Annotated in this window: 15 protein-coding genes, 5 tRNA genes and 1 pseudogene; 15 read left to right on the top strand and 6 right to left on the bottom strand. The window is 44.7% G+C overall.

The window, feature by feature from the left end; translation table 11 throughout:
* Together arfB and IIB39_06970 are read right to left on the bottom strand one after the other, a co-directional pair.
* Positions 1–272 (bottom strand): aminoacyl-tRNA hydrolase (gene arfB, locus IIB39_06975; GenBank protein MCH8928440.1); only part of this gene is annotated, 272 nt, incomplete at its 3' end.
* 29 nt (positions 273–301) lie between these two features.
* The gene (locus IIB39_06970; protein MCH8928439.1) at positions 302–3,178 is read right to left on the bottom strand and encodes a PAS domain S-box protein; all 2,877 of its coding nucleotides are present in this window, start codon (positions 3,176–3,178) and stop codon (positions 302–304) included.
* A gap of 349 nt (positions 3,179–3,527) precedes the next feature.
* On the opposite strand from IIB39_06970, the gene IIB39_06965 reads away from it, so the two are divergent.
* Positions 3,528–3,899 (top strand): TerB family tellurite resistance protein, encoded by a 372-nt coding sequence (locus IIB39_06965; protein ID MCH8928438.1) that lies wholly within the window; start codon positions 3,528–3,530, stop codon positions 3,897–3,899.
* 164 nt (positions 3,900–4,063) lie between these two features.
* Here the strand turns inward: IIB39_06965 and IIB39_06960 are convergent.
* From IIB39_06960 to IIB39_06945, 4 genes and pseudogenes are all read right to left on the bottom strand, one after another.
* Positions 4,064–5,617 (bottom strand): annotated as a pseudogene (locus IIB39_06960) (GMC family oxidoreductase).
* 467 nt (positions 5,618–6,084) lie between these two features.
* Positions 6,085–6,360: an HU family DNA-binding protein gene (locus IIB39_06955; protein MCH8928437.1), complete on the bottom strand. Its 276-nt coding sequence runs from the start codon at positions 6,358–6,360 to the stop codon at positions 6,085–6,087.
* 377 nt (positions 6,361–6,737) lie between these two features.
* A complete protein-coding gene (locus tag IIB39_06950; GenBank protein ID MCH8928436.1) occupies positions 6,738–7,232 on the bottom strand; it encodes a hypothetical protein in 495 nt (164 codons plus the stop codon).
* A 97-nt stretch (positions 7,233–7,329) separates the two neighbouring features.
* The gene (locus tag IIB39_06945; protein MCH8928435.1) at positions 7,330–7,716 is read right to left on the bottom strand and encodes a hypothetical protein; all 387 of its coding nucleotides are present in this window, start codon (positions 7,714–7,716) and stop codon (positions 7,330–7,332) included.
* 472 nt (positions 7,717–8,188) lie between these two features.
* On the opposite strand from IIB39_06945, the gene IIB39_06940 reads away from it, so the two are divergent.
* The 14 genes from IIB39_06940 to rpoB all read left to right on the top strand — a co-directional run bounded on the left by IIB39_06940 (position 8,189) and on the right by rpoB (position 17,593).
* Positions 8,189–8,264: transfer RNA gene (locus IIB39_06940), tRNA-Thr, on the top strand.
* Between the two features lie 3 nt (positions 8,265–8,267).
* A tRNA-Tyr gene (locus IIB39_06935) sits at positions 8,268–8,350 on the top strand.
* Between the two features lie 22 nt (positions 8,351–8,372).
* Positions 8,373–8,446, top strand: a tRNA-Gly gene (locus IIB39_06930).
* A gap of 496 nt (positions 8,447–8,942) precedes the next feature.
* Positions 8,943–9,015 (top strand) — tRNA-Thr (locus IIB39_06925).
* A 64-nt stretch (positions 9,016–9,079) separates the two neighbouring features.
* A complete protein-coding gene (gene tuf, locus IIB39_06920) occupies positions 9,080–10,270 on the top strand; it encodes an elongation factor Tu (protein ID MCH8928434.1) in 1,191 nt (396 codons plus the stop codon).
* A gap of 3 nt (positions 10,271–10,273) precedes the next feature.
* Complete coding sequence (gene rpmG / locus IIB39_06915; protein MCH8928433.1) at positions 10,274–10,423, top strand: 50S ribosomal protein L33; 150 nt, start codon at positions 10,274–10,276, stop codon at positions 10,421–10,423.
* 16 nt (positions 10,424–10,439) lie between these two features.
* Positions 10,440–10,513: transfer RNA gene (locus IIB39_06910), tRNA-Trp, on the top strand.
* A gap of 25 nt (positions 10,514–10,538) precedes the next feature.
* Positions 10,539–10,724, top strand: coding sequence for a preprotein translocase subunit SecE (secE, locus tag IIB39_06905; GenBank protein MCH8928432.1), 186 nt, complete (start codon positions 10,539–10,541; stop codon positions 10,722–10,724).
* Positions 10,725–10,739: 15 nt separating this feature from the next.
* On the top strand, positions 10,740–11,651 hold the full coding sequence (gene nusG / locus IIB39_06900) for a transcription termination/antitermination factor NusG (protein MCH8928431.1): 912 nt from the start codon (positions 10,740–10,742) through the stop codon (positions 11,649–11,651).
* Positions 11,652–11,657: 6 nt separating this feature from the next.
* Positions 11,658–12,086 (top strand): 50S ribosomal protein L11, encoded by a 429-nt coding sequence (gene rplK, locus IIB39_06895; GenBank protein MCH8928430.1) that lies wholly within the window; start codon positions 11,658–11,660, stop codon positions 12,084–12,086.
* Between the two features lies 1 nt (position 12,087).
* The gene (locus IIB39_06890; protein MCH8928429.1) at positions 12,088–12,783 is read left to right on the top strand and encodes a 50S ribosomal protein L1; all 696 of its coding nucleotides are present in this window, start codon (positions 12,088–12,090) and stop codon (positions 12,781–12,783) included.
* A gap of 31 nt (positions 12,784–12,814) precedes the next feature.
* Complete coding sequence (rplJ, locus tag IIB39_06885) at positions 12,815–13,333, top strand: 50S ribosomal protein L10 (GenBank protein MCH8928428.1); 519 nt, start codon at positions 12,815–12,817, stop codon at positions 13,331–13,333.
* 53 nt (positions 13,334–13,386) lie between these two features.
* Complete coding sequence (gene rplL / locus IIB39_06880; GenBank protein MCH8928427.1) at positions 13,387–13,755, top strand: 50S ribosomal protein L7/L12; 369 nt, start codon at positions 13,387–13,389, stop codon at positions 13,753–13,755.
* Between the two features lie 127 nt (positions 13,756–13,882).
* Positions 13,883–17,593, top strand: a complete 3,711-nt coding sequence (gene rpoB, locus IIB39_06875; protein MCH8928426.1) for a DNA-directed RNA polymerase subunit beta — start codon at positions 13,883–13,885, stop codon at positions 17,591–17,593.
* Positions 17,594–17,624 lie beyond the last annotated feature (31 nt).

The following is a 17,624-nucleotide window of genomic DNA, read 5'->3' as shown; positions in this document are numbered from 1 at the left end:
CGGTTAAGAGCGTCTTCACGATTCTTGGACTGCGAACGGTGCCGGCGGGCATCAATTATAAGTATCCCTTCCGATGATACTCTTTTCCCCGCAATTCTGATGAGGCGGTCCTTAACCGCTTCGCTTAACGAAGGAGAATTTCTCACATTGAAACGGAGCTGCACAGCTGTAGCGACCTTGTTTACGTTCTGACCTCCCGGACCGGAAGCGCGAATGAAATCAAAGGTGACTTCATTGGACTGTAAAGAGAGATCTGAATTTATTTTGATCATTGGTACGGGATGAAGCCCGGAAGGCTGAATTAACTTTCTAAAACATCCCTTATTTTTTTCCCGAGAGACGAGGCTGTAAACGGTTTCTGTAGGAAGGACAGACCCTTATCTATTACTCCATGCTTTGCTATCACATCGTCAGAATACCCGGAGATAAACAGTATTTTCATATCTTTTCGGGTTTTAACCAACACTTCTGAAAGTTCCCTGCCGTTTATGCCGGGTAGAATCAGATCTGTCAGAAGGAGATGAATTTGCCCCGTAAATTTCTTTGAGAGTTTTTGAGCTATGGTATCATCTGCCGCTTCGATTATAATATACCCCAAATCTTTCAGTATTTCGCCAAGCACTTCGCGGACTTCAGTGTCATCTTCAACCAGCATAATAACCTCGTCGCCGCGATAATCTTTGTAAATCGCTTCGTGTTTGATTTCTTCAACGGGTTCGTCAACGCGAGGGAGGTATATTTCAAAAGTGGTGCCGTTTCCATTGGAGCTATTGCATATTATCTCGCCTTGATGTTGTTTGACGATACCATAAACAACAGATAATCCAAGTCCCGTTCCCTGTCCTTTTGCTTTTGTGGTGAAAAACGGTTCGAAAATATGTTCCTTAATTTCTTTTTCGATTCCCGGACCGTTATCTGAAACTGTTGTGAGGACATAATCTCCGGGAGCTATCGCCGCCGGAACATTAGATTTCTTTTTATTGATAGTTATGTTCCTGGTTCGGATTATGACCTCACCTTTTTCGTTTAAGGCGTCTTTCGCATTAATCGCGAGATTTAGAAGAACCTGTTCAATTTGAATCGGGTCTGCTTTTACGTTCCAGAGATTAGAACTCGGTTTCATCTTGAGCATCACGCTATCTCCAACTGAGCGCTTCAGCAAATCTCCGATAGATATAAGGGTTGTGTTAATGTTTATTATGTGCGTTTCGAGAACCTGTTTCCTCCCGAAAGCCATCAGTCGCGCGGTAAGTTTTGTAGCCCTTTTGGCGCTTTTATTTATAGTGCTTAAAGCCCTCTTTACGGGATGGTCGTCTTCTATTTTTGCTAAGTGCATCTGGCTCAACGCCAATATAGGAGTCAGGGCGTTATTAAAATCGTGGGCGATTCCGCCGGCGAGCTTTCCTATAACCTCCATACGCTGCGCATGACGCAATTGTTCTTCGGCTTTGTATCTGTCTGTCATATCCGAACCGATACTCGCTGTTCCGAAAATATTACCTGATGTGTCGCGAAGAGCTGTGTTATTCCAGAATATGAGCCGTTCCTCACCGCTCCTGGTAATAATGTTGCTTTCGTCATGAGATGGTATTTTGCCCTCTTTAGCCGAATCGAAGAAGAGTTTTTTCATCTTATTTCGATTTTCCTCAGGCACGAAATTGTCGAACCAATCAGCGCCCAGTATCTCATCTCTCTTATAATCGGTAAGGTCAAGCAGGAAATCGTTGCAAAACAGGATTTTCCCGTCCAAATCGAGAAGTACGGCGATCATTTTCAAGTTTTCCAGTAACTCACGAAACCTTTTTTCGGTTTCGAGGAGAGCGCGTTGAGATTTTTTCTGTTGTGTGATGTCTCTGATAATTCCCTGAATATTCATCACTTTTCCATCGGCGGCCGGGCTGATAGTCGACGATATCAAACAGTCAAGGTGGTCACCATTTTTATTTTTCAGTTTCAATTCGTAATCACGGACAAATCCGTGCGTTTCAAGCTCTGCCAGGAATTTTTTTCGTTTGTCCGGATTTACATAAAGATCGCTCGATTTAATCTTTGATAATTCTTTCCATGTGTAACCGAAGAGTTCCAATCCTGAATTATTGATATCAACGAAAAAACCCTCCTTATCAGTAATATAAATAACATCACGTGAATTCTCGAAGATCGCCCTGTATCTTCTTTCGCTTTCCCTCAGCTTCTTTTCTGTTTTTTTCCTATCGGATATGTCTCTTGCGACGGCTTGAAATCCCTTAACCTTACCTTTTTTCAGGATCGGCTGGACGTTCTGACCGAGCCATATGGTGGACCCGTCACCTTTGATAGCGGGAAATTCAAGGTAAGTATTTAAAGTCTTTTCCATCAATTGTTTGGTATAGAATTTCTTTACCTCTTTGCGATAGTCCGGCCGAATCATATCCATATAGTTTTTCTTTTGCAGCTCTTTCTCAGTGTAGTTCATAATCCGGGCGGTGGTGGGATTGTAGTATGTTAAATTACCTTTCCTGTCGGTATTATAGATAATATCGCCTGCATTGTTGATAATATGTCTGAAGCGTTCTTCACTTTGATGGAGGGCTTCTTCCGCATGGAGCCTTTCTATAATATCCTTATGTAGCTCTTCGTTTGCGACTTTAAGTTCTTCGGTTCTTTTAACGACTTTTTCATCCAATGTTCGATTTAACTCTTTTATCTGCTGCTGAATCCTGTTTCGTTCCGAAACATCTCTTGCTATCCCCAACACCAGCTTTTTACCTTCGATTTTCACAGGGTATGTGCGTATTTCTAATTCTATCTTACTTCCGTCTTTCCTGATAAACGTGAAATTATCCGGGCCTGTAGCCCTGCCCATTATATTTAGGAAAAGATGTTTTGCCGCCTTAATAATATCAGGCGAAGAAAGAATTTTCAGATTCATAAAACTTCTGCCTATAAGCTCGTCACGCTGATAGCCGGATATTTCCTCAGCCATCAAGTTTCCGTCCACAAACTTACCGGACAAGTTGTACAGGTAATATGCGTCAGGAGCATATTCGAAGACCGCCTTTAAACCTTCTTCCTTAAGCTGAGAAACTGCGAAATCTTTGAGTTGTTCATCCGATGAATATTCTTCGCCAACGTATTCTTCACGCAGTTTATTGATTTCTTTTTCTATCCCAGCTCTTATTTTCTCGAAATCTGTCAATCCAGCTCCCGTTAAGTCCGAAATGATTTTTACACTTTATTCCAAAGATGAAATACTGACTTAAAATATATTAACTCTGCAACACATATAAAAGAAGAATTATGGTACCAATTTAGATTCATTGAAGAGAAAGAATCAAAAAAATAACCTATCTAATTGATAATATGGCACTTATGCTGATATTCGATTCCATTATTTTTTCGTTTAGGGAGCTATTGCTAAATTATTGAGTTAAAAGCATTTAACTCGTTTAATGCCGATTTGACGGAGAACACACTACCATATATTATTCCTGTTAAATTATTGGTACGATTGGGATGCGCCATGTTCGGGAGGTTAAGTTGTACGGATGCATAAATTTGAGCCAAAAAAAGCATTTATAGGATTGTGTATTGCTATGGCGGGTAGTGACGAGCGAATTGATATGAAGGAGATTGCGAAGCTCAGGGAACTCATGGCAAGATACGGATTCTCTCACAGCGAAGTTGTCCGAGAAATTGAAGACTTTTCTAAGATGAACATCGAAGAGGCTCTGATTTACGGCAGACAGTGCGTTAAAGCTCTTCCACATTTGGATGAAGAAATGAGAGATAACCTCCTAATTTCCCTCGCAGAAATTGCCTTTGCGGATTCAGTCTATAATGAAGCTCAAATCAGGATGCTCGACAGTGTAAAACGCCGCTTGAATTGGGGGGATGAAAACGTGTCGAGTATGAATTAGGAATCGGCTGTTTTAGCCGGAATAACGCGGCAATCTCAATATTGCGAAACCGAAAGAACTGAGATTGATTATAGATAACCACCCCTTTATCCCCTCCTTGGAAAGGAGGGGAAGACAAATTCTTCGGTCATTACTTCGCCCGCAATGACACAAAATTAAACTGCTCAGCTCCCCTTCGACGGAATCAAGCTCATAGCTCTTTCAGTAAGAGCGGTAATGGTCAGAGACGGGTTCACACCGGGATTAGCGGAAATCGTTGAGCCGTCACAGACAAGCATATTTTCATAACCGAATACTCTGTTATTTTTGTCAATAACGCCCTCGCTTTCGTCGGCTCCCATTACACTGCCGCCGAGAATATGAGCGGTGGTAGGGATGCCGAGAACAGTTTCGGTCAGCAGCACCATCGGTTTACCGTTTACTTCTTTAGCGAACTTTTCGGTTATCTCCCTGGCTTCGGGAATAAAGGCAGAGGGCGCTTTGCCGCTTTCCATAGAGGAGCTCATTCCGAACAGACCTTTCGTAAATCGCAATGTACTGTCAATGGATTGCATAAAAAGAAGTATCTGCGTCCGTTTGGCGAAGTCTGAAACGAACATCACACGCAAATTTTGGATAGGTCGGGAAACGAGATCCCATAACGCTTTGGTTAATCGGACAAAAGGGTTTCTGCCGTGAGCCATAGGGAACATAAGCAATCTCCAAAATCCCGAACCCGCTCCGTAACGAACCGGCTCCACGTGAGTATCTTCATCTGTCCGCAGGGACGAGCCGATTGCTATTCCGTCGGACATAACCTTTTCTTTATCAAAAGTTGTAACACCGATGAGACTTTCTGAATTAGTGCGAACCATCTTTCCGACAGCAGAAGAGAGATTCGGAAGTGATGAGTTTTTGAGTTTTAGAAGCAGCTTAACAGTGCCGAGAACTCCGCCGGCAAATATGATTCCGTCGGCTGTTGCGTGATCGGATTTTTTAAAAAGGGAAGTAGAAGTTCGCCAGCTGACTTTGTAGCCGTATTTTCCTGATGAACTGTCTATCGGTTCCACGTTCGTCACTTCCGATTCGGCTATTATCTCCGCGCCGTTGCGCTGGGCGAAATAGAGATAATTCTTATCCAGACTGTTTTTCGCGTTGTGCCGGCAGCCTGTCATACAACCTCCGCAGAAAATACAGCCTGTTCGGTCGGGTCCTTTTCCGTCGAAATAAGGATCGGAAGCGCTGACTCCCTCTTCACCGAAATAAACAGATACATTGGTAGGAGCAAAGGAACCTGACTTGCCCATTTTCGAGGCGAGATTTTTCAAAGCGATATCGCCGATTTCTAAGCGGGGATTGAGAGTTGCGCCCAGCATCCGCAGCGCTTCCTTATAATAGGGTTCGAGCTCGCTTTCCCAATCGTTGAGGTTTGCCCACGAACCGGAATTAAAGAACTTACTTTCCGGAACGGGGAGGACATTAGCATAAACGAGCGAGCCTCCGCCGACTCCAACACCCGACAAAATAGTGATATTCTTGAATAGAGTTATCTTGAAAAAACCGTGAAATTTGAGAAGCGGAAGCCAGAGCCACTTCTTCAGGTTCCAATTTGTCTTGGGGAAGTCTTCAGCGCCGAACCATTTCCCTTTTTCCACTACAAGGACTTTATATCCCTTTTCGGAAAGCCGCATAGCGGATACTGAGCCGCCGAATCCTGAACCTATAATAATGTAATCGTACCGGTTAATAGCATTATCCTATAAGAAGACGATCTGTAAGAATAAAATGAAACGATGAGAAAGTAAAAGGGTTTCGTGCAAAATAAATGCGAAGTTGCTAATCTGATTTATAGATTTTTTATAATTCAAATTAGTCTGTCTTCTTGTCATTGCGAATCCCGATAGATGATTTCGGAATATTCGAATTAGCTTGATTTGAATATATCCGTATCTTGGAATTGACGGGCTCAAAAGCTTGGAGTCGGCAGCTATGTCACCAAGCCCTATACCGTTGAGATATTGGGAAAGATAGTCAGGAAAGAGTTAGATAGAGTCAACAAATAAGCGCATTCGATCTGTCATCCGGAATATACTTCTACCGACTTCGGTCTGGTGCATCCGACAGACAAAGAAGATGGCTTCGTTAAGATAAGATTTTTTAGAATGAATCCCGGAAGGAGATTCGGGAGAGTTTAATCCAAACTCGGTCAGTCTTCCAAAGTAGACAACAATTTGGACGCCGGATGAAACTCAGGGACATGAGTGACGTAGTACTTTATCGCCTCTCCGGCGGTCAAACTTTTATTGTTTTTCCTTGATTGAACAGAACTGTAAAAAGTTCCCAACCCGGATAGGGTCACGCTTCCTTGATTTCGTAACATTTCCCGTATATTTGATGCTAACGAATTGAGAATTTCGTACGTCTGGTATTGTGGTAACCCGCATTCTTTTGATACCGCGCGAATCAGGTCTAACTCGTCCATTTTAAACTCTCCCCCTCCAAAATTGTGTTGCAATTCAACTACTGTGTTTATTTAGAGCAAATCTCGTACCAAATATATGAAACGCCGGATTTGCGGCTATTTGCGGCGGGGAAGTATAAATCAGATGATAAAAAGAGGTAATATCGGCAATATATTGCCGATATTACCTCTATAGTGTCAATTCGTTGCATATTTTGACTTTGGTATTCACCCATCCTTTGAAAGGAAGGGATAGGGGCTAAGTCCCGCAGAATGCGGGGAGCGGTTAATACAGATAAGATAATGCCCCGCCAAAGGGTAGCACCATGAGCAATTTACCTTTAAATGGCGGAGCATTGTGGTTGTTAGGAATTCTAATAAAATTTACATTGAATGCCTCATCTTTTAATCCTGTCTAAAGGAGGCATTTTTACCGGTTTCCATGAGACCAATCCATCTTTATTTATGATGGCGGAAAATTCTAATCCTGTATATCTGCCTTTGGCGACAACTGTGAAATGGTCGTCCGATATACTGGCGATTTCGTAAGTACCCCACTCGAAAGTGGAGTCGGTAGCGAATGCGGTTATCTGCTTCGCACCGATAAATTTCGGACGCTGAATCCCTCTCGAAACAGGCATATCCCAAAATGATTTGGCTGTCTGAGAAATTTCCTGCACTCCCTGCATAAGACTGTTAAATTCCATAAGTAATACTCTGCGTTCTATATCAAAGTCGGCAAGAAGATATTCGTATTGACCGTAAACTTTGCTGTGGAAAAGTTCATTTTGAGTCTTCACATCGTCAATTACATACCAGCCGATAGCGGTCATTATCAGAATTCCGAAGATGGCGATTCCGACTACTAACGTTGATGATCTTTCCTGGTTCATAAAACGGCTCCTATTGTATATCTTTCTATTTAATACTTTTTTAGTGTTTATTAGCGGCAGCTGTTAAGCTGCCGCTAACAGATTATTGTTATCTCTCTTATGGCAGCGTTATTGTGGGAGTACCCGAAACGCCCTGCTGCGTAATGCTTGCTACAATTATGACGCCTTCATTGGCTCCTGTCGCGGTTACCGTGAAACTTGTTGCCGTAACCGCTGACATAATGATGTTACCGTTAGCATTTGACGAATCAGCCCCGAATGTAGTCACGTCTGTGACGCCGACGAACGTTCTGTTTCCGCCTCCCAAAGCAGAGGGTTTACGCCAGTAAGATGCGGCTGAGGCTGCCACCGCATTAACGTCCTGTAATAGAGCGTCCCGTTCCGCGTTCACGGCGCCCGTGGTAAACATATTTATGCCTACGATCACCGCCACACCGACGATGATGGTTCCCAGGACAATGAGTAGTAATTGTTGTTGTCCCATTAGTTTACTCCTTTCAGATTTATTTCAATAATTTTCATCGAAGGCAAAACGCTATCTGTGGAAAATTCAGTTCCCATCAGTATCCGTATCCTGCTCTTTCCCGCCTGACTGTATTATTCATATTTTTCATTTTCCTTCTCATTTTTCAGTTGCTGCAAATATGATAGTTATTCAGATAACGAGGTATGACGCAAAGCACATTTTACACGATTTAAGCGTTTTACACTGTTTTGTGTGATTATCGTCAACTTATTAGCACTATTAATGTTAGCCAAGTCACATTTTGCCACCACAGATTGGAGGAAAGAGTCTCCCGCTGCTTGAAGGTTTTGTTCCAATATCCCTATTATCACTGATGTCGCCATAAGAATTACTATCGGATCAAAGTGAATTATTATGAGATATCTCTCTATTATTGGTGAATTAAATCTTGACTATGACTAAATTATATTTGAGATTACTTGGCTGTAGCGCCACCATAGCTCAGATGGAAGAGCAGCTGATTTGTAATCAGCAGGTCGCGGGTTCGATTCCTGCTGGTGGCTCCACATGGAGGTGTGGCCGAGTGGTTAAAGGCGACAGACTGTAAATCTGTTGGCGTATGCCTACGGTGGTTCGAATCCATCCGCCTCCACAGTAATTTGCTCGAAGTAAATGCGGGAGTAGCTCAATGGTAGAGCCCTGGCCTTCCAAGCCAGCCATGCGAGTTCGATTCTCGTCTCCCGCTCCATTTTTTCTCTCCCCTTGAGGGGAGTACCTCGCAGAGGGGAGGGGTGTGACCGTTTAGTAACTCAAAATATTAAAATATTTTCAGAATCACACCCTCTCCCGATAGATCGGGATAAACTCACCTCCCTCCAGGGAGGAGATACTTCGCTTCCCGCCCGACATCAGTCGGGCAGACGCTCAGAATGACGAGCTACTTGATTGAAACCACCCCTTCTTTCGGCTCCGCCGAAATTCACCCCTCCTTTAAAAGAAGGGGATATTGAGCTGTTTTCAAAACCCGCACCGCATTTATCAGAAAATCGCACTCAAAAGTGCGAAGATTTACCCGAATTTATCAATTCATTTCAGTATGATGGAAAAATAATCAAATTTATTTTAATTTCGGTACTTTTTTACTTGACTGATAACGTTACCCTTTATACCTTTTGCAGCTGTCTTATATGGGTGGTTTTTTGGATTATTTTAAGGCAGTTGAAATGCGAATTTTTGGGCAATTTGCCCACGTAGCTCAGTCGGTAGAGCACGTCCTTGGTAAGGACGGGGTCACCGGTTCAAATCCGGTCGTGGGCTCTTACCTTGGACTGAGAAATACAACAGCAGCCTGCGCGATACGGGTCAGGCGAGGAGGAGATAGATGGCTAAGGAAAAGTATGAGAGGACCAAGCCACACGTAAACATCGGAACGATCGGTCATGTGGATCACGGTAAGACCACACTGACCAGCGCCATTACAATGTATTTGAGTAAGAAAGGTTTAGCGGACGAACGTTCGTTTGATTCCATAGATAACGCGCCTGAAGAGAAAGAGCGCGGCATCACTATCGCCACGGCGCACGTTGAGTATGAGACGGAAGAGCGTCATTACGCTCACGTAGATTGCCCCGGTCATGCCGACTATATCAAGAATATGATAACGGGAGCCGCCCAGATGGACGGCGCTATCTTGGTAGTATCCGCGGCTGACGGTCCTATGCCTCAGACGAGAGAGCATGTGCTTTTAGCCCGTCAGGTCAACGTCCCCTCCATAGTTGTATTTTTAAATAAAACCGATATGGTTGACGACCCGGAGCTTATCGAGCTCGTAGAGCTTGAACTGCGGGAGCTTCTCAACAAGTACGAGTTCCCGGGCGATGATATACCGATAATACAGGGCAGCGCGCTTGACGCTCTTAACAATCCTGATGACGCTGAGAAGACCAAATGCCTGCAGGAGTTGCTTGACGCAGTTGATTCCTATATACCCATACCCGAGCGGGAGATAGATAAACCGTTCCTGTTGCCTATAGAAGATGTATTCTCAATAACGGGGCGCGGAACGGTAGGCACAGGCAGGATAGAGCGCGGTGTTGTAACGGTAGGCGACGAGATGGAGCTTGTGGGTCTTGACGCGGATAAGAAGATGACAATCACAGGTGTTGAGATGTTCAGGAAACTTCTTGACCGTGGAGAGGCAGGCGATAACGTCGGTCTCCTGATGCGCGGAGTTGACAAGGAATACCTGAAGCGGGGAATGGTAGTAGCCAAACCGGGTTCGATCAAGCCTCATACGAAGTTCAGGGGCGAGATATATATCCTGTCGAAAGACGAGGGCGGTCGTCACACGCCGTTCTTCAAAGGTTACAGACCGCAGTTTTACTTCCGCACAACGGACGTAACGGGTCTTGTGAAGCTTCCCGATGGGAGCGAGATGGTAATGCCGGGCGATAACGTGAACCTTGAAGTTGAATTGATATCGCCAATCGCAATGGAGAAGGAACTCAGGTTCGCAATCCGCGAGGGCGGACATACAGTCGGCGCAGGCGTAGTAACAGAGATAATAGAATAGTTTATGAGGGATAAAATAACTCTTGAATGTACCGTATGCAATCATCGGAACTACGATACTACGAAAAATAAAAGTCTTCATCCTGACAGGGTAGAGCATAAAAAGTATTGCAGATTTTGCTTGAAGCATACGCAGCACAAAGAGACCAAGTAAGCTTATGAGTGTTTATAGGCCTGTAGCTCCAATTGGTAGAGCGCCGGTCTCCAAAACCGGATGTTGTGGGTTCGAATCCCCCCAGGCCTGCACAGAAGAGATGGCGAAATAGAAAGTGATTGAAAGAATAAAAAATTTCTTTATCGGCGTAGTGTTTGAAATGAGAAAAGTCTCATGGCCCAGCTGGGAAGAGCTGAAAGGTTCTACTATTGTAGTGCTTGTTCTTTCCGGAGTGCTGGCCGTTTTTTTATTGACAGTCGACACAATTTTAGTTGGGATCGTCGGAGCATTGCTTCGATAAAAGGTAATTAAGGAGATGGCTGCGAAAAAGAATATTGAAAATGAAACCCCCGAATCCGAAGTGATTCAGGATGAGGCGGTTGAAGTTGAGGAAAAGGTAGAGGATGAGACTCAAGCCGAAACTGAAACTGAGGCGGAACCCGAGGAAGTAACAGAAGCTGAAGTTGAAGAAGAATCTGAAACTGAGGAAGTAGCAGAAGCTGAAGTTAAAGAAGAATCTGAAACTGAGGAAGTAGCAGAAGCTGAAGTTGAAGAAGAATCTGAAACTGAGGAAGTAGCAGAAGCTGAATCTGTTCCTTATATATCACCGGATGAGCCTGTAGCGCCAGTACCGCACGCTGCCGAAGAAGCAGATGCCGACGGCGAAGAAGACGATGAAGAAAAAATTGATGTTGATAGGGCAAAATGGTATACCATCCGGACGTTCAGCGGGCAGGAGCGAAAGATATTGGAATCTCTTCTTGCGACTATAAAGCGCGAGGGAATGGAAGACAGGATTTTTCAGGTACTCGTTCCAACCGAGAATGTTGTTGAGATGCGAGACGGGAAAAAACGCCACAGAGTAAAAGTGAATTTTCCCGGTTATGTACTCATTCAGATGGACCTTGATAAGGAAACTCAATTCCTGGTGGAAGACGCTTACGGCGTTTTAAATTTTATCGGGCCGGGAAATAAACCGCAGGCTCTCGGGCAAAATGAAGTAAGAAGAATACTTGGAGACGCAAAAGATAAGGGTAAGGGAGCCGGTATGGCAGCGCCGTACGCGGTGGGAGATACCATCAAGGTGGTTGACGGACCGTTCAACGACTTTTCCGGTTACGTTCAAGAGATAAATCAAGAGAAACAGAAAGTTAAAGTTATGGTTTCCATATTCGGCAGGGCAACACCTGTCGAGCTTGACTTTCTTCAAGTACAAATAGAGAAGTAGAGGACTATGGCTAAAACAGTAGAAGCAAAAATTACGTTGCATATTCAAGGTGGGGCGGCGTCGCCGGCTCCTCCTGTGGGACCTGCTCTCGGAGCGCACGGCGTAAATATAATGGAATTTTGCAAGGCATATAATTCGCGGACAGAAAAGATGCGCGGCTATATCGTGCCCGCAAAATTGACGATATATACAGACCGGACATTTACATTTATAACGAAAACTCCTCCCGCATCCGACCTTCTGCTGAAGGCGGCGAAGATACAGAAAGGTTCGGGTGAACCGAACAAAGAGAAAGTTGCGGATATAAAAAAGGAAGATGTCCGAAAGATCGCCGAGATGAAAATGGTTGACCTTAACGCAAACAGTATAGATCAGGCGATGAAGATAATCGCCGGTACCGCGAGAAGTATGGGCATCCTTATAGAGGGCGAATAAGATGACACGTTCGAGACGATATAAAGAGAACTTCGAAAAGATAGACAGGATGGAAAAATATTCGCTGACGGACGCGATAAAACTACTGAAGGGATTCAGCACTTCAAAATTTGACGAGACGGTGGAATTATCCATAAATCTCGGCGTAGATCCGAAGCACGCCGAACAGCAGATAAGAGGGACGGTATCTCTGCCGCACGGAATCGGTAAAGACATAAAAGTTGTCGCTATCGCCAAAGGCGAAAAGCAAAAAGAGGCCACCGAAGCCGGCGCCGATATGGTCGGATTTGAAGATATTCTTGAAAAGATAAACGGCGGTTGGACTGATGCCGACGTTATTGTCGCCACTCCGGATACTATGGCAGAGCTTGGAAAGCTGGGAAGGATACTTGGGCCGCGCGGACTAATGCCTAATCCCAAGAGCGGAACGGTGACAATGGATATAGGAAAAGCCGTAAAAGAATTGAAAGCGGGAAGATTGGAACTGAGAACGGACAAATTCGGAGTTGTTCATACTCCCGTAGGAAAAATGTCGTTCGATGAAGATAAACTTGCGGATAACATTAAAAGTCTTGTAGGCGCAATCGTACGTTTGAAACCGGTAGCCTCCAAAGGAATATATTTCCAGTCGATGACTTTATCGTCATCAATGGGACCCGGTATCAAAGTAGATAAATTGTCGGCGGGAGCTAAATAAATTTAATATTCACTGATGGAGAGTATGATAGATGCCTAATCCTCAAAAAGAAGAAATCGTCAAGGAACTTACGGAAAAATTAAGTAAGGCGACGGGGATATATATAACGGACTTCACGGGATTGACAGTGGAAGAAGCTGTGGAATTCCGAAGGAAACTCGGCGCTGTTGGGGTTGAATATCGCGTGGCTAAGAACACATTGATAGATTTAGCGGCCAAGGGAGCGAAAATTGAGGGACTGTCAGAATATTTGGTAGGGCCTACCGGGATAGCTTTAAGCTATGAAGACCCTGCCACTCCGGCGAAGGTAATCAGCGATTTCACTAAAGAGCATGATAAGATGGAAGTAAAAGCCTGCTGGTTTGACGGTGAGATATTCGGCGCTGATAAATTTAGTGAGATAGCGAAATTACCGTCACGAGACGAGCTCTTTAGCCGTCTCCTGGGTGATCTGCAAAGTCCGATGAGGACGCTTGCGGCAACGCTTCAAGCTTCGATGACGAACCTTGTCGGTGTATTAGACGCTTTTAAGAGTAGTAAGCAGGAATAAAATTTGAAATTTATAAACATGATAATTAGGAGGAAATTCTAATAATGGCAACCATCAAAAAGGATGATGTGCTCACATATCTTGAAAAGGCAAATATGCTCGAAGTTTCCGAGCTGATTGCGGACATTGAAGAAAAATTCGGCGTAACGGCAGCAGCACCGGTAGCAGTAGAGGCAGCAAGCGGCGGCGGAGAAGAGGCAGTTGCGGAAAAGACCGAATTCAATGTTGTTTTGACAGAGATAGGAGGCCAGAAGATACAGGTAATTAAAGCTGTTAGAGCGATGACGGACTTAGGATTGACCGAGGCGAAAGATGTCGTTGATAAAGCCCCGGGCAACGTTCTTGAGGGAGTAACAAAAGAGGAAGCAGAGAAAGCAAAAGCAACTTTAGAAGAGGCAGGCGCCACAGTAGAGCTGAAATAAAAAGCCGTCTCTTGCATAATAAACTTAATTTTCAAGTGACATACCGCAAGGAGGAACCTTCTTGAAGAGAGTAAAAGGTCAATACCTTGCCAGGCAGTCCTTTTCGAAGTTTGAATCATCTGTAGAGATGCCCAATCTTCTTGACATTCAGTTGGAATCGTACGAAGAATTCCTGCAAATGAAGGTCACGCCAGAAAATCGCGAAAGTAAAGGACTCCAGGCAGTATTCGAAACAATTTTTCCGATTGAGGATTCTCGAGGCAATTATAAGCTCGAGTACGTCAATTATTTTTTAGGATTACCAAAATATACAATAGAGGAATGTCAGGACAGGGGAATGTCTTACGCCGTGCCCCTCAAGGCGAACCTACGTCTTTCCGTATCGAGTGAAGAAGAGACCGGTAAGATAGAAGAGGTCATCGAGCAGGGCGTATTTTTCGGAAACGTTCCCTATATGACAGAAAGCGGAACTTTTATCATCAACGGCGCCGAGAGAGTAATTGTAAGTCAGCTTCACCGTTCACCGGGCGTATTCTTCGATGAGAGTATCCATCCGAACGGAACAAGACTGTATTCCGCGCGGATTATACCTTTCCGCGGCTCGTGGGTAGATTTTACCACCGACATAAATGACGCTCTGTTCGCACTTATAGACAGACGAAAGAAGTTCCCCGTTACGACACTTCTGAGGGCAATCGGATATTCGACAAATGTGGATATACTTGAGCTCTTCGGGATGGTGCAGGAAGTTAAATTATCCAGCAAAACGATATCCAAAGAGTATGACAGGCGCTTAGCCGAGGATATCGTAAATAAGGATACGGGCGAAATATTAGCGGAAACAGGGGCGACATTAGATAAGGATTTAGTCGCTATCCTGAAAAAGGAAAAGATCAAGTCAGTAAATCTTGTATCGCCTTCGGATGAAAAAGACGCCGAAGTCATAATGAACACGCTGGCTAAAGATACTTCTAATGACGAAGAATCGGCATTACGTCTCATCTACAAACAGCTGCGTTCAGGCGAGCCGCCGAATCTTGAGACGGCGAGGAAATTCGTTGACAGATTATTCTTCAGCCCGGCGAAATATGATTTAGGAAGTGTGGGACGTTATCGTATCAACAAACGATTCGATCTTGATATTCCATACGACACAACGGTTCTCACAAGAGAAGATATTGTCGCTATTCTCAAGCATCTGCTGAAGGTGAAGAAAGGCGACGAAGCGACAGATGATATTGATCATCTTGGAAACAGAAGAATTAAAACCGTTGGCGAGCAGCTCGGCAATCAGTTCAGCATTGCGTTTGCCCGCACGGCAAGGACTATCAGAGAACGGATGAACGTCACCGATGCGGAGTCGCTTACTCCCAGCGAATTGATAAATTCGAGGATAATTACTTCTGTTATCAACACGTTTTTCGGCACGAGCCAACTCTCGCAATTTATGGATCAGACAAATCCATTGTCGGAGCTGACGCATAAAAGGAGACTCAGCGCGCTTGGACCGGGTGGATTGACGAGAGAGCGAGCGGGATTTGAAGTTCGCGATATTCATTATACCCATTACGGAAGACTCTGTCCTATTGAAACACCTGAAGGTCCGAACATCGGACTTATCTCCTCTCTTTGTACGTTCGCGAGGATAAATACTTTAGGTTTCATCGAGACGCCTTATAGAGTCATATCTCATAACGGGAAATCGAAAGTAACCGATAAGATAAATTATCTTACGGCTGATGACGAAGATAAAAACTTGATCGCTCAGGCGAGTGCGCCGTTGGACAAGAATAACCATTTCGTGGATAATACCACGCGGGTGAGGCTTAAATCGGATTATCCGGTTGTTCCCGTAAAGGACGTTAGTTTTATGGACGTTTCGCCGTATCAGATTGTCAGCGCGGCGGCGGCGCTCATTCCATTCCTTGAGCATGATGATGCCAATAGAGCTCTGATGGGTTCAAATATGCAGCGTCAGGCTGTACCGCTCCTAAGACCGAGTACTCCAATTGTAGGAACCGGAATGGAGCGAATAGTCGCGATGGACTCGAGGGCCATAGTTCTTTCTGATGTAAACGGAACAGTGGAGCGGGTTACCGCACAGAAAATCACTATTCGCACTCCGATAAGTAAATCGGAAGATCTCCACAAGTTGGATGATGATGGAATGAAGGAATTTAATCTTACCAAGTTCCTGAGAACAAATCAGGATACTTGTATCAATCAGAAACCGTTGGTAAAGGTAGGCGACAAAATCAAAAAAGGCGATATTATCGCAGACGGCGCGGCTACCGATAGAGGCGAACTCGCTCTCGGACAGAATATTCTTGTAGCGTTCATGCCCTGGCACGGATACAACTATGAAGATGCTATTGTAGTGAGCGAACGGCTCGCGAGAGACGATGTATTCAGCTCATTGCATATAGAGGAATATGAACTTCAGGTCAGGGATACTAAACGAGGCGAAGAAGAGCTGACACGGGAAATCCCCAATGTCAGTGAAGAAGCAACGAGAAATCTTGATGAAAGCGGAGTAATCCGTGTCGGAGCGGAAGTCGAACCGGGTGATATTCTTGTCGGTAAGGTTACGCCGAAGGGCGAGACAGACCCGACTCCGGAAGAGAAGCTTCTCAAAGCCATCTTCGGTGAAAAAGCGGGAGATGTTAAAGACGCATCGCTTAAGGCTTCGCCCGGAGTTTACGGTGTAGTGGTCGATACGAAGGTCTTTACCCGTAGAAGCAAAGACTTCAGGAAAGAGGAGAAACAGAAATCTATCAAATTGAAAGCGAGCTACAAACGACGTTTGAAATGGCTCGAACAATTACGTAACGAAAAGTTGGTTTTAATCCTCGAGGGATTGAAATGCTCCGGCTTAAAAGACAAGGAAACAGGTAAGAGCATTCTGAAGACAGGGTTAGAATATACTAAGGATAGGATTGAGACTACTGACTTCAGTCTCGCCAGCAGAGAAAACCCGTGGACAAGCGATGATAAAGCGAACGAGACGACTTTCCTATTAATGGATAATTATGAGGGTCGGGTGGCTGAGATAAATGGCGATCTGGAAAGGGAGCTTTTCAAACTGAAAGCAGGCGATGACCTGCCTCCCGGAATTATCCAGCTGGTTAAGGTATATATAACTTCCAAACGGAAAATATCCGTCGGCGATAAGATGGCGGGACGACACGGAAACAAGGGCGTAGTTGCAGAGATAGTCCCTATCGAAGATATGCCTTTCCTTGCGGACGGAACGCCTGTGGATATGATATTGAATCCGCTTGGAGTGCCGTCGCGTATGAACCTGGGACAGATTTACGAGACTCTTCTCGGTTACGCCGGATATAAATTGGGCGTGCATTACGAGACGCCGGTGTTCGACGGCGCGACGGTAGAGGAAGTATTGGAAGAACTTACGAAAGCGGGTATCGCCGAGGATGGAAAGACCGTCCTCTACGACGGTATCACGGGAGATAAATTCGATCAGAGAGTAACTGTCGGAAAAATCTATATGTTGAAACTCTCCCATCTTGTGGACGATAAGATGCACTCTCGTTCTACGGGACCTTACTCGCTCATAACACAGCAGCCGTTAGGCGGAAAAGCGCAATTCGGCGGACAGCGATTCGGAGAAATGGAAGTTTGGGCTTTGCAGGCATACGGAGCGGCATACACGCTTCAGGAGATGTTAACGGTTAAGTCAGATGACGTAGAAGGAAGATCAAAAGCATACGAAGCGCTCGTTAAAGGACAAAACCTGCCAAAACCCGGCATACCGGAATCTTTCAATGTGCTATTGCGCGAATTGATGGGATTAGGCATTGATGTGGAGCTTAAATAAAATTGAAAACGATTCTGATTTACCCCATAGG

This window comes from Candidatus Neomarinimicrobiota bacterium (genome assembly GCA_022573815.1).
Classification (GTDB): Bacteria; Fidelibacterota; SORT01; order SORT01; family SORT01; genus JACZTG01.
This window is presented reverse-complemented; position numbering and strand designations above follow the sequence as displayed.